At 67.9% G+C, this 14,233-nt stretch carries 10 protein-coding genes and 1 pseudogene; 4 read left to right on the top strand and 7 right to left on the bottom strand.

From position 1 onward, the window contains the following. Positions 1-49 precede the first annotated feature (49 nt). Positions 50-3,276: pseudogene (gene carB / locus OV287_RS25620) on the bottom strand (carbamoyl-phosphate synthase large subunit). A gap of 158 nt (positions 3,277-3,434) precedes the next feature. Here carB and OV287_RS25615 point away from each other — a divergent pair. Then, entirely contained in the window at positions 3,435-4,172 is a 738-nt protein-coding gene (locus OV287_RS25615; RefSeq protein ID WP_267536662.1) for a hypothetical protein, read from the top strand. Positions 4,173-4,201: 29 nt separating this feature from the next. On the opposite strand, the gene OV287_RS25610 is transcribed toward OV287_RS25615, so the two are convergent. The 6 genes from OV287_RS25610 to OV287_RS25585 all read right to left on the bottom strand — a co-directional run bounded on the left by OV287_RS25610 (position 4,202) and on the right by OV287_RS25585 (position 9,506). After that, positions 4,202-4,804 carry a head protein gene (locus OV287_RS25610; RefSeq protein WP_267536661.1) on the bottom strand — a complete coding sequence of 201 codons (603 nt, stop codon included), beginning with the start codon at positions 4,802-4,804 and terminating at the stop codon, positions 4,202-4,204. 52 nt (positions 4,805-4,856) lie between these two features. Next, positions 4,857-6,047 carry a pyridoxal phosphate-dependent aminotransferase gene (locus OV287_RS25605; protein WP_267536660.1) on the bottom strand — a complete coding sequence of 397 codons (1,191 nt, stop codon included), beginning with the start codon at positions 6,045-6,047 and terminating at the stop codon, positions 4,857-4,859. A 131-nt stretch (positions 6,048-6,178) separates the two neighbouring features. Beyond that, a complete protein-coding gene (gene coaD / locus OV287_RS25600; RefSeq protein ID WP_267536659.1) occupies positions 6,179-6,661 on the bottom strand; it encodes a pantetheine-phosphate adenylyltransferase in 483 nt (160 codons plus the stop codon). Positions 6,662-6,694: 33 nt separating this feature from the next. Further along, a complete protein-coding gene (rsmD, locus tag OV287_RS25595; protein WP_267536658.1) occupies positions 6,695-7,252 on the bottom strand; it encodes a 16S rRNA (guanine(966)-N(2))-methyltransferase RsmD in 558 nt (185 codons plus the stop codon). Beyond that, complete coding sequence (locus tag OV287_RS25590) at positions 7,252-8,289, bottom strand: hypothetical protein (protein WP_267536657.1); 1,038 nt, start codon at positions 8,287-8,289, stop codon at positions 7,252-7,254. The genes rsmD and OV287_RS25590 overlap by 1 nt, the downstream gene beginning before the upstream one ends. Before the next feature lie 227 nt (positions 8,290-8,516). Next, entirely contained in the window at positions 8,517-9,506 is a 990-nt protein-coding gene (locus OV287_RS25585) for a cation diffusion facilitator family transporter (protein WP_267536656.1), read from the bottom strand. A gap of 112 nt (positions 9,507-9,618) precedes the next feature. On the opposite strand from OV287_RS25585, the gene OV287_RS25580 reads away from it, so the two are divergent. From OV287_RS25580 to typA, 3 genes are all read left to right on the top strand, one after another. Beyond that, on the top strand, positions 9,619-11,202 hold the full coding sequence (locus OV287_RS25580; protein ID WP_267536655.1) for a sigma 54-interacting transcriptional regulator: 1,584 nt from the start codon (positions 9,619-9,621) through the stop codon (positions 11,200-11,202). Between the two features lie 4 nt (positions 11,203-11,206). Further along, complete coding sequence (locus tag OV287_RS25575) at positions 11,207-12,154, top strand: alpha/beta fold hydrolase (RefSeq protein ID WP_267536654.1); 948 nt, start codon at positions 11,207-11,209, stop codon at positions 12,152-12,154. A gap of 166 nt (positions 12,155-12,320) precedes the next feature. After that, positions 12,321-14,162, top strand: coding sequence for a translational GTPase TypA (typA, locus tag OV287_RS25570; RefSeq protein ID WP_267536653.1), 1,842 nt, complete (start codon positions 12,321-12,323; stop codon positions 14,160-14,162). Positions 14,163-14,233 lie beyond the last annotated feature (71 nt).

Genomic DNA, 14,233 nt, shown 5'->3' with positions numbered 1-14,233 from the left:
CACGCGCGTCCGGCGGCAGGCACCCCCGTCGGACGCGCACCACTGCGGCCTACTTCCTGGCCAGGTAGTCCTGGAGCGGACGCACCGTCAAATCCTTGCGCAGCAGCGCCTCCAGCGCACCCACCGCCATCCGCGCCGCCTGCACCGTCGTGTAGTACGGCACGCTGTGCATCAGCGACTCGCGGCGGATGGAGAAGCTGTCGGCGATCTCCTGCTTGCCGAACGTCGTGTTGATGACGAGGACGATCTGCCCGTCCACGATCTTGTCCACGATGTGCGGCCGGCCCTCCTGCACCTTGAGCACCTTCTGCGTCTCGATGCCCTTCGTCGCCAGGTAATCGTGCGTACCGCCCGTGGTCACGATCTGGAACCCCAGCGAGCGCAGCCGCCGCGCCAGATCCACCACCGCCGGCTTGTCGTCGTTCTTCACCGAGATGAAGACCTTGCCGCTCCTCGGCAGCTTCACGCCCGCCGCCTGCTGGCTCTTGGCGAAGGCCGACGCGTAGTCGTCCGCGATGCCCATCACCTCGCCCGTGGACTTCATCTCGGGCCCGAGGATGACGTCCACCCCGGCGAAGCGCGCGAACGGGAACACCGACTCCTTCACCGCCACGTGCCGGAACTCGGGCTCCTGCGTCGCGCCCAGCTCCGCCAGCGTCTTGCCCACCATGCACAGCGAGGCAATCTTCGCCAGCGGCATGCCCGTGGCCTTCGAGATGAACGGCACCGTGCGGCTCGCCCGCGGGTTCACCTCCAGCACGTAGATCGTCTTCCCCTGGATGGCGAACTGCACGTTCATCAGGCCCACCACGCCCAGCTCCTTCGCCAGGGCGATCGCCTGATCCTTCATCCGCTCCACCAGGTCCGGCGACAGCGAGTGCGGCGGCAGCGTGCACGCCGCGTCACCCGAGTGCACGCCCGCCTCCTCCACGTGCTCCAGCACCCCGCCCACCAGCACCGCGCCCGTCTTGTCCGCCACCAGGTCCAGGTCCACCTCGGTGGCGTCCTTGAGGAAGCGGTCGATCAGCACCGGGTGCTCCGGCGACGCGCTCACCGCCTCGCGCATGTACCGCTCCAGGCTCTGCTGGTCGTACACCACCTCCATCGCCCGGCCGCCCAGCACGTACGAGGGCCGCACCATCACCGGGTAGCCGATGCGCTCGGCCACGCGGTAGGCCTCCTCGTGGCTGCGCGCCACGCCATTCTCCGGTTGCGTCAGCCCCAGCCTCTCGATGAGCTGCGCGAAGCGCTCGCGGTCCTCGGCCCGGTCGATGGCGTCCGGCGGCGTGCCGAGAATCGGCAGCCCGGCCTTCTCCAGCGGCACGGACAGGCGCAGCGGCGTCTGCCCGCCGAACTGCACGATGGCTCCCACTGGCTTCTCGCGCTGCGACACCTCCAGCACGTCCTCGATGGTGAGCGGCTCGAAGTACAGGCGGTCCGACGTGTCGTAGTCCGTGGACACCGTCTCCGGGTTGCAGTTGACCATCACCGTCTCGTACCCGGCCTCGCGCAGCGCGAAGGCCGCGTGCACGCAGCAGTAGTCGAACTCGATGCCCTGGCCGATCCGGATGGGGCCGCTGCCCAGGATGAGCACCTTCTGGCGCGGGGTGGGCGGCGCCTCGTCCTCCTCCTCGTAGGTGGAGTAGAGGTACGGCGTGTAGGCCTCGAACTCGGCGGCGCAGGTGTCCACCCGCTTGAACACGGGCCGGATGCCCTTGGCGTGCCGGCGCGCTCGCACATCGGCCTCGGTGCAGCCCAGGAGCTGCGCCAGGTACTTGTCCGCGAAGCCGTCCGACTTCGCCGCGCGCAGCACCTCGTCGGCACCTTCTCCAGCTTGCCGAACTCCTGGATACGCCGCGCCTCGTGCACCAGCGCCTGGATGTGGCGCAGGAACCACGGATCGATGGCGGAGAGCTCGTGCACCTCCTCCACCGTCATGCCCTCGCGGAAGGCCTGCACCAGGTAGCCAGGCCGCTCGGGCCGGGGCACGCGCACGTAGTCGCGCAGCACCTTGCGCCGCTCTTCCTTGTTCTCCGGCAGCTCGGGGGACTCCAGACCCGTGCGGCCGGACTCCATGGAGCGCATCGCCTTGAGGTACGCCTCGCGGAAGGTGCGGCCGATGGCCATCACCTCGCCCACCGCGCGCATGCTGGTGGTGAGGGTGCGGTTGGCGTGCGGGAACTTCTCGAAGTTGAAGCGCGGCACCTTCACCACCACGTAGTCCAGGGTGGGCTCGAAGGAGGCCGGGGTGTCGCGGGTGATGTCGTTGCGCAGCTCGTCCAGCGTGTAGCCCAGGGCCAGCTTCGCGGCGATCTTCGCGATGGGGTAGCCCGTGGCCTTCGAGGCCAGCGCGCTGGAGCGCGACACGCGCGGGTTCATCTCGATGACCACGATGCGCCCGTCGCGCGGGTTGACGCCGAACTGGATGTTGGAGCCACCCGTGTCGACGCCGATCTCCCGGATGATGCGCATGGACGCCTCGCGCAGCCGCTGGTACTCGCGGTCCGTGAGCGTCTGGGCCGGGGCCACGGTGATGGAGTCACCGGTGTGCACGCCCATCGGGTCCAGGTTCTCGATGGAGCAGACGATGATGACGTTGTCCGCCGAGTCGCGGACCACCTCCAGCTCGTACTCCTTCCAGCCGAGTACGCTCTCCTCGATGAGGATGGTGGAGGTGGGGCTGGCCTTGAGGCCGGAGCGGCAGATGGCCTCGTACTCCTCGCGGTTGTAGGCGATGCCGCCGCCAGTGCCGCCCAGGGTGAAGGAGGGCCGGATGATGGCCGGGAAGCCGATCTCCTCGGTCAGGGCGAGGGCCTGCTCCATGGTGGTGGCGTAGCCGCTCTTGGGCAGCGCCACGCCGATGCGCTCCATGGCCTGCTTGAAGAGCAGTCGGTCCTCGGCCTTGTTGATGGCCTCCAGCGAGGCGCCGATGAGCTTCACCCCGTACTTCTCGAGGATGCCCTGCTCGGCGAGCGCCTTGGCCAGGTTGAGCGCCGTCTGGCCGCCCATGGTGGGGAGGACGGAGTCGGGGCGCTCCTGGGCGATGATCCGCTCGGCGACCTCGACCGTGATGGGCTCGATGTACGTGCGGTGGGCGAACTCCGGGTCGGTCATCACCGTTGCCGGGTTGCTGTTCAGGAGGACGACTTCGACGCCTTCCTCACGCAGCGCCTTGGTGGCCTGGGTCCCTGAGTAGTCGAACTCGACGGCCTGGCCGATGACGATCGGGCCGGAGCCAATGACGAGAACCTTCCGGATATCGTTACGCTTGGGCATCGAGGGGGGCCCAATAGCAACCTTCGCCCCCTCTTGCACGAACCGTGTGAACCGGGTAGCGGGGGGGGGTGGAAGATGGAAGCTTGCCCGGCGGCAGGGAGGTCGGTCCCAGGCGGCCGGGCGCTCTGCTAGGCTGCACTCCGTTTTCCGGAGGTTTCATGCGTCGCTGGTCCCTGGCCCTGCTCTTCTCTCTCGCCTCTCCCGTTTTCGCCCAGGAGGCCCAGGAAGCCCCCGCCGCAGCCCCTCCGCCAGCCGCTGAGCCCACACCGGCTCCCGCCCCAGCAGCCGAGCAGGCGTCCCCCGCCACGGAGTCGGCTCCCGCCGCGGAGTCGGCTCCCGCCGAGAAGCCACGCCGCCGCCGCAGGCAGGAGGCTTCCGCCGAGGCACCCGCCGCCGAGACTCCTGTCGCGGCCCAGGCACCTGCCCCCCAGGCTCCGACTCCGGCTCCGACCCCTGCCCCCACCGCTGCGGCTCCGACCCCCGTGGCCCCCCCAGCGCCCGCGCCTGAGCCCGGCAGCGTCCAGGAGGAGGTGCGCGACGAGGCCCGTTACCTGCTCGGCTATCTGCTCACCGGCGATGTGCGCAGCTCCGTGCCGCTGATCTCCTTCCCCTTCCAGCTCGAGGAGCGGAGGTTCGACGCGCCCGAGCCCCTCGTGGTCACCTGGGTGAAGGCGCTGCGCAACAAACGGACGGACCTCGTCACCCTCTACGACATCGAGGTCCTGTCCTACGCGGAGCTGGAGAAGAAGTACGGCAAGCCGCCCGCGCGGCTGGGCGCCATCGTCCCGCGCGGTACGGAGGTGTACGGCGCGGTGGCCAACCTCTCGGGGCGTGCGGCGGTCATCCTGTACCGGAAGGACGGCGATAGCTGGAAGGCGTTCGCCTATACGGACTGACCAGTACCGCTCCGAAGGTGGCCCGCAGCCTACTCGCCCGCCTCCTTTTGTTCCCGCCTCCTCCGAATTGCATGGAGTCTCTCCACAACGGAGAAGGGGAAAATGGCGCGGTGCTGGATGTTCTCGTAGAACGCCGCCAGATAGCGTTCGCTCCCAATCTGGATGACGGCCTGCGCAGGCTGCTCGGACTGAGCACCCCACCAGGCATCCGCCTCGTCACGCGTGTTGAACGTGGCCACCACCGGGGGGGGACCGTTTCGCGTCATCTCCTCGATGTGGATCGCGATCGCCAGATCTGGAACAAGCGCACGGCGGTCTCCCTCTCGAGAGGAGAGGACCACGTGATACTGGTCCGCGATCAGTACAAGGGCCAGATCGGGCGGCTTGGGTCTTGACCTGAGCCAGGCTTCCGCTTCGTCGAGAGTGCTGAAGGAAGCGATGACTCGCGGGGGAGCCTTGGATTCGACGTCCTTGAGGTAACTCTCGAACTCATACGCCTGACCATTCTGCCAGACGAACCAGAGCGCATCGATGGCGAGGAGAAACAACTTCTTCTCCTCGGGAGACTGAGCATGCGCCCCGCTCTTGCCGAGCAACTTCTGCGCTTCGCTGACGCGATCGAAAATCGTCACTGCGCCACCATTTGGCCGAAGCTATGCGGGCGATGTGGACGGTACAAGTGTCTCAGCGCACAGAGCCCACGAACTCGCGGAAGCGCTCCAGGCCCTTGCGCAGTTGCTCGCGCGAGGTCGCGAAGCTCATCCGGATGTAGCCCTCGACGCCAAACGGAGTGCCCGGCATCGCGGCGACACGGAAGTCGTTGAGGAGGATCTCCGACATCTGCACCGCGCCCGTCAGCGGCGCGCCCTTGTACGTGCGCCCCAGGAGGCCGCTCACGTTGGGCAGCACGTAGAAGGCGCCCTCGGGCCGCCGGCAGCGCACGCCCTCCATCGAGTTGAGTGCGTCCACCACCATGTCCCGCCGTCCCCGGTACTCCTCCACCATGGGGATGAAGATGTCCTGCGGGCCCTTGAGCGCTGCCGTCGCCGCCTTCTGCACGAAGGACGCCGCGTTCGACGTGGACTGATCCTGGATCATCTGCATGCCCGCGATGAGCCACTTGGGCCCCGCCGCGTAACCCATGCGCCAACCCGTCATCGAGAACGCCTTGCTCATGCCGTTGATGACGACCAGCCGCGACACCAGATCCGGCGCCACGTTGCCGATGTTCAGGAACTCGCCCTGGTAGAGCAGCTTCTCGTAGATGTCGTCGCTCACCACCAGGCACTCGTGCCCGCGCAACGCCTGGGCAATGCCCTCCAGCGCGGCCCGCGAGAACACCGCCCCCGAGGGATTGCTCGGGCTGTTGAGGACGATCGCCTTCGTGCGCGGCGAGAGCGCCCGGCGAATGGCCTCTGGATCCGGCGCGAAGCCGTCCTCCTCGCGCGTCTGCACGAAGACGGGCTTGCCGCCCGCGAGCTGCACCATCTCCGGGTAGCTCACCCAGTACGGCGCCAGGATGATGACCTCGTCCCCCTCGTTCAGCAGCGCCTGGAAAGCGTTGTAGATGGCCTGCTTGGCCCCCACGGACACCACGACCTGGTCCGGCGCGAAGGTGAGGCGGTTGTCCCGCTCCAGCTTCGCGCAGATGGCCTCGCGCAGCTCCGGGATGCCCGCCGTGGGCGTGTACCGGGTGAAGCCCTGTTTCAGGGCGTCGATGGCTGCCTGTTTGATGAACTCCGGCGTATCGAAATCGGGCTCGCCCGCCGCCAGACTCACCACGTCCACACCCTGGGCCGCCAGCGCCTTCGCCTTCGCGTTGAGCGCGAGCGTGGGGGACGGCTTGATGGCCTTGAGCCGGTTCGCAAGATTCATGGCCGGTCCCTACCAGTGCGCCCCAGGCCGGACAAGAAGCCTGGAGTCACGACTGAACAGATCCGGTCTCTGCCACACTGCGCCAATGACGCTCGGCTCACCGCGTCATCGACGCGCGCTTCTGACGCCCCTCAGCCCTGCTTCGAGTACTTCGCGCGCAGCACCTTCAGCACGTTGGGGGGAACCAGCCCCTCGACGTTGCCGCCGAACGAGGCCACCTCCCGGACGAGCTGCGACGACACGTAGAAGTAGTCCTCACCCGTCATCATGAAGACAGTCTCGATGCCCGGAGCCAGCTTGCGGTTCATGTTCGCGAGCTGAAACTCGTACTCGAAGTCGGAGACCGCCCGCAGGCCGCGCAGCAGCACGTTCACGCCGCGCCGGTTCGCGTACTCCACCAGCAGGCCGTGGAAGGCATCCACCTCCACCCGCGGATCCTGACACGCCTCGAGGATGAGCTGCTTGCGCTCCTCCTCGGTGAACAGCGGGACCTTCTTCGGGTTCACCGCTATCGCGACGATCACCCGATCGAACATCTGGAGCGAGCGCTGGATGATGCTGAGGTGACCGTTGGTGAGTGGATCGAACGAGCCCGGATAGATGGCGGTGCGCATGCCAGCCCAGTCTCGACGCACCCCGGCAACCGGTCAAGGAATGCGGAAAATACTCACCAGCGTGTCCCCGAACCGCCGCTGGTCCACCCGCTCGAAGCCCTCATGGGACTCGGGAGCTGTCTCCCGCTTGTCGTGCTCGACGACCACGGTGCCCCCGGGCGCCAGCACCTTGCTCCGCACCACCCCCTCCAGCACCGTCTCCACCACCCTGGCCGCGTACGGCGGGTCCGCGAAGACAATCTCGAACCTGTCCCCCCGGCGGCCGAGCACCTCGAGCGCCCGCTCCACCGGCTGCGCGAGGATCTCCACCCGCTCGCCAAAGCCCAACGCATCCGTGTTCGTCCGGCAGAGCGACAGCGCCTCCCGATCCGAGTCCACTAGCACCACCCAGCTGGCCCCTCGCGAGACGGACTCGAGGCCCAGCGCCCCCGTCCCCGCGTAGAGGTCCAACACCTTCTGCCCTTCCAGCCACTGGCCGAGCACGTTGAAGATCGTCTCGCGCACCCGGTCCGCCGTGGGGCGGATGTGCTTCGACGTTGCCTTGGGGCCCGCCAGCGCCCGCCCTCTCGCACTACCCGCGACAATCCGCATCAGTCGCCCCGCTTCTCCGCCAGGAAGAGCATCGACTTCCAACCCGTCCGCGACGCACCCAGCGCCGCCAGTACCTCGGAGGCCTCGGTGAACGCCAGCGCCTCCAGCCGCGTCGCCTCCTGGGCGTCCAGCGCCGGGAGCTGCGCGCCCAGCACCCCGAGCAATTCCCCCGCCCTCAGTCCCGCCTTCTCCGCCTTCTGATCCAAGCTTGCGCGCACCTGCTCCGGGTACGAGGCCAGCGCCAGCCGCTCGAAGGGCGCCGCGCACTCCACCTTCCTCACTCCCGCCGCCACGTACGTGGGCAGCACCCGCGCCGAGCGCCGCCCGGCCTCCCCCACCGACACCCCCACCCCGTGCTGCCCCGCCAGCTCCACGAGGCTCTGCAGGAACTGCACGTCCTGATCCTCCTCGCCCAGCAGGGCCGCGGACACGCGCAGGAAGCGCACCGACAGGCCCTGCCGCTGAAGCTCCTCCAGCAACACACGAGCCCCCTCCAGCTCGCTGCCCTCGGGGCCCGCGGGCAGGGACACCTCTAGCACCAGCTCGCGCTCCACCACGGGCCCGGAGAGCTGCCGCACGGCCTCCGCCGCCGCATCCACCTCCAGCCGCGTCACGTCCAGCGACACCAGCGAGAAGCCCGCGTCCACCAGGCGGAAGATGCCCTCCTGGAGCTGCTCCAGCGCCTCCGGCTCCGCCGTCGGCACCCGTACCGGCCCCGCCTGCAGGAAGAGGGGGCGCGTATGGCCGTCCGCCTCGCCCACCTCCTGCACCGCGGCCATGAAGCGCTCGGCCGCACCCCGGTCCGCCAACGGATGCGGGCACATCAGTCCCAGCACCGCGTCCTCGCCCCGTGCCGCCGCCAGCAGTCCGGGCAGCATCGGCCGTACGGGCACGGGCAGGCACGGCAGCGCCACCGGTACCCCTTCGAGCGCCTCGAGCAACTCGCGTGGGTTCAGCACGGGGAGCCGCGAGCGGACCCCCAGCCGCGCCACCACGCTCGTCGGCCTCAGCGTCAGCACCTTGTCGAGCACGTTCATCCGGGAAACGAGAATCGTCCGCTCCCGAGAGGGCCGCAAGCGCGATGTGGGGATTTTCGTTCAGCCCTCCACCCCAGCGCGCCTCCGGCCCCCCCTGCGTCAGGGCGCCGAGCAACCCTGCGCGGTGGACACTCCGAGCGACGTGGCCGTGCGCACGAGGCTCTGCGTCGTCAGCCGTACGTCGGACACCTGGACGTTGGCGCCCTCGAGAGACAGGGAGAAGCGGCTCAGTGCACCTCGCCCTGATGGGCGTAGGTCTCGCTCTCGATCTGGATGGTGGTGTGATCGATCCCGAACCGGTCGAAGAGCTCGTGCTTGGCCGCGGTGAGGATCTCGTCGTTGTTGCAGACCATCGGATCCAGCACCACCAGGTGAGCCGACAGCGCATACATCCCGCTGGCAATGGTCCACACGTGCAGGTCATGCACGTCGCGTACGCCCTCCACCTTCAGCAGCAGCTCCTTCACCACCGACAGGTCCACGTGCGACGGCACCGCCTCCAGCAGCACGTCCACCGCGTCGCGCACCAGCCGGAGCGCTCCCACGACGATCACCACCGAGATGAGCACCGAGATGAGCGGGTCCATCATGTACCAGCCCGTCAGGTACATCACCCCGGCGCCAATCAGTACGCCCACGCTCGAGAGCGCATCCCCCAGCACGTGCAGGAAGGCACCCCGCACGTTCATCGAGTGCGAGCGGTGCAGGAAGCCGAGCGCTCCCAGGTTCGCCACCAGGCCAACCGTTGCCACCACGGCCATGGGCCCCAGCTTCACCTCGGCCGGGGCGCGCAACCGCTCCCACGCCTCCACCAGGATGAAGACGGTGATCCCCAGCAGCAGCACGCCATTGAGCAGCGCGCTGAGAATTTCCATGCGGTAGTAGCCGTAGGACTTCTTCAGATCCGCTGGCTTCCCGGAGAACCACAGCGCCAGCAGGCTCAACCCCAGCGCGCTGACGTCCGTGAGCATGTGGCCCGCGTCGGACATGAGGGCCAGCGAGTTGGTGAGGTAGCCGCCCACCGCCTCGGCCACCGCGATGGTGCCCGTGAGCACCAGGGCGAACACCAGCCGGCTCCGATCCTTGCGCCGCTCCTCTTTCAAGGAAGGATGCGGCGGCCTGGCGGGTTTCCCATGACCGTGTCCCGCACACTCCTCGCCATGAGCGTGATCGTGCTCGTGCCCTGCCGCGCCATGTGTGTGTGGAGATGTAGTCACGTGAAGGAGATGTACGAACGCAGATCCACGGAGAGCCGGCAAACGGCTAGAGTCCAAAAACCTCGTAGGTTCAAGGTTTTTCCCCCTGTTGAACATCCCCAAGAGCCGGAAGATGGACCTCGAGAGGCACCAGAACCTGCACACCATCATCATGCTGCGGGAAATCATCCGCAAGTGGTGGAGAGCGGAGCTCCACTTCGCGGACCGCAATGGCCTGGTGATGGATTGGCAGCGTGGCGGAGATATTCCGCCCACGCCCAACGAGTGCTGCCGCCTCTCACTCAGCTCGCGGGAGGGCCTGCGCCGCTGCAACCAGTCCGTGCGCCAGCTGCACGAGCAGTTTCGAGCCAACCGGCGCCTGCGCCGGGCCACCGTGCAGCCGTGCCACCTGCAGTTCAGCCTGGTGGGCGCCCCGCTCTACATTCAAGACGAGTACGAAGGCTTCCTCTTCGTGGAGGGCTTTTTGCGCGAGCCGCCCTCGGGACGGGAGTTGGAGGTGCTCAAGGCGCGCCTGCGCGAGCTGGGGCCAGGGGTCTCGGACGCGGAGCGCGCGGTGGCGCGCCTGCCGGTGCTCGGCGACGAGGGCCTGGAGAAGCTGGCGGACCTGCTGGAGTACGGCGCCAGTGAGATCACCGCCTTCGAGGCCGAGAAGGCTCGCCGCGAGGAGCGGGGCCCGCCGGGGCTCGCGCAGGGCAACGGCGAGCACTACCGCTTCGAGGACATCATCGGCCGCTCCGGGCCGATGCAGGAGATCTTCAAACTCCTGCAGAAAGTGTCCAACTCGGAGGCCACCGTGCTCATCAACGGGGAGTCGGGCACGGGCAAGGAGCTGGTGGCACGCGCCATCCACTCCAACGGCCCGAGGCAGCACGGCCCCTTCGTGGTGCAAAACTGCTCGGCCTTCAACGACAACCTGCTGGAGAGCGCCCTCTTCGGCCACATGCGGGGTTCCTTCACTGGCGCAATGAAGGACAAGAAGGGCCTCTTCGAGGTGGCGGACACCGGCACCTTCTTCCTGGACGAGGTGGGAGACATGTCCCCCGCCCTGCAGGTGAAGCTCCTGCGTGTGCTCCAGGAGGGCACCTTCCTGCCCGTGGGCGGCACCGAGCCACGCGAGGTAGACGTGCGCGTCATCGCCGCCACCCACAAGGATCTGGGCGAGATGGTCAAGCGCGGCGAGTTCCGCGAGGACCTCTACTACCGTATCAACGTCATCCGCGTGCACCTGCCCCCGCTGCGCGATCGCCGGGACGATCTGCCCCTGCTGGTGGACCACTTCCTGCGCAAGCACCACCGTGAGGGCCAGCGCGCCCGGGGCCTGTCCTCCGAGGCCATGGCCCTGCTCGCCTCCTACGCCTGGCCGGGCAACGTGCGCGAGCTGGAGAACGAGATGGAGCGGCTGCTGGTGCTCGGAGGCGACCTGGATCTCCTGCCCGCCGAGCTCATCTCCAGCCGCATCCGCGACGCGGTGACCCCCGGAAACCTCTCCATGCTCACCGCCCGCGCCGCCGGCAAGCTGCACGAGGCCGTGGAGACGTTGGAGCGCGACATGATCCACCAGGGACTGTTGCGCACTGGCAATAACAAGAGCCGGCTGGCTCGCGAGCTTGGCATCAGCCGGTCCAACCTTATCTTGAAGATCGCCAAGTACGGCCTCGACAAGGGTCTCCCGCCCGACGCCGAGGCAGACGCGTGAGCGCATGAGCCACTATTTCCGGCAGGACTACCTCACCGTCCCCGATGGGGCGGCGCTGTACTACCAGGTGCAGGGCGAGGGCGAGCCGGGAATGGTGATGTGCGATGGCCTCGGCTGCGACGGCTTCGTCTGGAAGTACCTGGCGCCCTACCTGGGGCAGAGCTACCGGGTGCTGCGCTGGCACTACCGGGGCCACGGCCGCTCGGGGCTGCCCCGCGAGCGCCAGCGCATCGGCATGCTCTACACCTGCGACGACCTCAACCGGGTGATGGACGCCGCGGGCATCGATCAAGCCGTCGTCTTCGCCCACTCCATGGGGGTGCAGGTGGCGCTCGAGTTCCACCGCCGCTACGCCCACCGGGTGAAGGGGCTCGTCCTCATCTGCGGCAGCTACGGTTCCCTGCTGGACACCTTCCACGACGGCAACTGGCTCAAGCGGCTCTTCCCCTTCATCCGCTTCGCCGTGGAGCGCTTCCCCCAGCCCGCGGCCCAGCTCACCCGCACCCTGTTGAGCACCGAGCTGGCCATGCAGATCGCCCTCTCCGTGGAGCTCAACCGCTCGCTGCTGGCCAAGAGCGACCTCGTCCCCTACTTCACCCACCTGGCCAATATGGATCCGGTGGTTTTCGTGAGGACCCTGGAGTCCGCCGCCCACCACAGCGCGTGGGATCACCTTCCCCACGTGGACGTCCCCACCCTCATCATCGCGGGCGAGCACGACAAGTTCACCCCGGCCTGGCTCTCGCGGCGGATGGCCGCCCACGTTCCTGATTCCGAGTTCATGATGGTGCCCCAGGGCACCCATGCCGCCCCCTTGGAGCACCGAGAATTGGTGGAGCTCCGGGTGGAGCGCTTCCTGCGCGAGCACTTGCCCGCCTCGCCTCCTGCTCCCCTTGCCCCCTTCCGGGAGAGCGAGCGAGAGCCCCTGGATGTCGCTTCCTCGCCTACCTGACCGCTCTTCTTTCTTCCAGCCACGTTGCAGGCGGAACACCCACGGCATATAAGCGCCCGCCCTCCGCGTTCCTGTGTGGTTCACACAGGGTCCCCCCGCGGGGCCTGGGCGTCTTGCCCATTCACGATTTTCTCAGCCGGAGGACTCAGCTCCGGCTCACCTCGACATGATTGCCCGAGAGAACATTCGCAACGTCGCCATCGTCGCCCACGTCGACCATGGCAAGACCACCCTCGTCGACCACATGCTCCGCCAGGCGGGCATCTTCCGCAGCAACGAAGCCGTGACCGAGCGGGTCATGGACTCGAACGACCTCGAGCGCGAGAAGGGAATTACGATTCTCGCGAAGAACACGGCCGTCACCTACAAGGGCAAGCAGATCAACATCATCGACACCCCGGGCCACGCGGACTTCGGCGGTGAGGTGGAGCGCGGTCTGCGCCTGGTGGATGGCGTCATCCTCCTGGTGGACGCGGCCGAGGGCCCCCTGCCCCAGACGCGCTTCGTGCTCAGCAAGGCGCTGGGCATGGGCCTGAAGACGGTGCTGGTCATCAACAAGATCGACCGCCAGGACGCCCGTCCCAAGGAGATCCTGGATCAGGTCTACTCGCTCTACATCGACCTGGGCGCGGACGAGCACCAGCTCGAGTTCCCGGTGCTGTACACGGTTGCCCGCCAGGGGCAGAGCTCGCCCTCGCTGGAGCAGCCGGGCAAGAGCCTGGAGCCGCTGTTCGAGGCCATCCTCTCGCACATCTCGCCCCCGCCGGCGCCGACGCAGGAGCCGCTGCAGCTGCTGGTGGCCAACCTGGACTATGACGACTACGTGGGCCGCCTCGCGGTGGGTCGCGTCCAGTCCGGCCGCCTCACGCCCAACATGCCCGTGGCGGTGATGCGCGACGGTGGCAAGGTGGAGCAGGGCAAGATCGTGAAGCTGTACGGCTTCCAGGGCCTCAAGCGCACGGAGATCGCGGACGCGGGCCCCGGAGAGATCGTCTCCATCGCCGGCATCGAGGCCATCTCCATCGGCGACACCATCGCCGACGTGGAGAAGCCGGTGGCGCTGCCGCGCATCACCGTGGACGAGCCCACGATGATGATGATCTTCAAGGTCAACGACGGGCCGCTGGCGGGCAAGGAGGGCAAGTACGTCACCAGCCGCAACCTGCGCGAGCGCCTGTACCGTGAGGCCTACCGCAACGTGTCCATCCGCGTGGAGGACACGGAGATGCCGGACGCCTTCCGCGTGGTGGGCCGTGGCGAGCTCCAGCTCGCGGTCATCATCGAGACGATGCGCCGCGAGGGCTACGAGCTGACGGCCTCCAACCCGGAGCCGGTGACGAAGACGGTCGACGGCGTGCTGCACGAGCCGATGGAGCTGATGTTCTGCGACGTGCCCGAGGGCAGCGTAGGCGTGGTGACGGAGCGCCTGGGGCCCCGCAAGGGCCGCATGTCGGACATGTCGCAGCTGGGCGGTGGGCGCACGCGCCTGGTGTTCCGCATTCCGGCGCGTGGCCTCATCGGCTTCCGCTCGGAGTTCCTCACCATCACGCGCGGTGAGGGCATCATGAGCAGCCAGTTCGACGGGTACGAGCCGTGGTTCGGCTACATCCCGAAGCGGGCCAACGGCGCCATCGTGTCGGACCGCCTGGGCGAGACGGTGCCCTACGCGCTCTTCAGCATCCAGGAGCGTGGCCATCTCTTCGTGGGCGCGGGAGTGACGATCTACGAGGGGATGATCATCGGCGAGCACGTGCACCCGTCGGAGCTGAACGTGAACGCGTGCCGCGAGAAGAAGCTGACGAACATCCGAGCGGCGGGCCGCGACGAGAACGTCATCCTCACGCCGCCGCGCGAGATGGGGCTGGAGAAGGCGCTGGAGTGGATCGCCGACGACGAGCTGGTAGAGGTGACGCCGAAGTCGGTGCGCATGCGCAAGAAGGCGCTGAGCTCGGGCGAGCGTTACCGTGCCGAGCGTGACCGCAAGCGCGAGGAGCGCGGCGAGGCGTAGTCCACCAGCGAGAGGGTGTCTCGGGTTCCGAGCACCCTCTCCCTCTGGGAGAGAGGGCCGGGGTGAGGGTC

The sequence above is a fragment of the Archangium lansingense genome (assembly GCF_026626635.1).
Classification (GTDB): domain Bacteria; phylum Myxococcota; class Myxococcia; order Myxococcales; family Myxococcaceae; genus Archangium; species Archangium lansingense.
Note: the sequence above shows the minus strand (reverse complement) of the source record. Positions and strands in the feature narration are given on the sequence as shown.

Bases quoted from the DNA above. Each gene is read 5' to 3' on its own strand.
- OV287_RS25590 (WP_267536657.1), bottom strand. From the start codon at position 8,289: ATGAACGTGCTCGACAAGGTGCTGACGCTGAGGCCGACGAGCGTGGTG.
- OV287_RS25615 (WP_267536662.1), top strand. From the start codon at position 3,435: ATGCGTCGCTGGTCCCTGGCCCTGCTCTTCTCTCTCGCCTCTCCCGTT.
- typA (WP_267536653.1), top strand. From the start codon at position 12,321: ATGATTGCCCGAGAGAACATTCGCAACGTCGCCATCGTCGCCCACGTC.
- rsmD (WP_267536658.1), bottom strand. From the start codon at position 7,252: ATGCGGATTGTCGCGGGTAGTGCGAGAGGGCGGGCGCTGGCGGGCCCC.
- coaD (WP_267536659.1), bottom strand. From the start codon at position 6,661: ATGCGCACCGCCATCTATCCGGGCTCGTTCGATCCACTCACCAACGGT.
- OV287_RS25580 (WP_267536655.1), top strand. From the start codon at position 9,619: ATGGACCTCGAGAGGCACCAGAACCTGCACACCATCATCATGCTGCGG.
- OV287_RS25575 (WP_267536654.1), top strand. From the start codon at position 11,207: ATGAGCCACTATTTCCGGCAGGACTACCTCACCGTCCCCGATGGGGCG.
- OV287_RS25605 (WP_267536660.1), bottom strand. From the start codon at position 6,047: ATGAATCTTGCGAACCGGCTCAAGGCCATCAAGCCGTCCCCCACGCTC.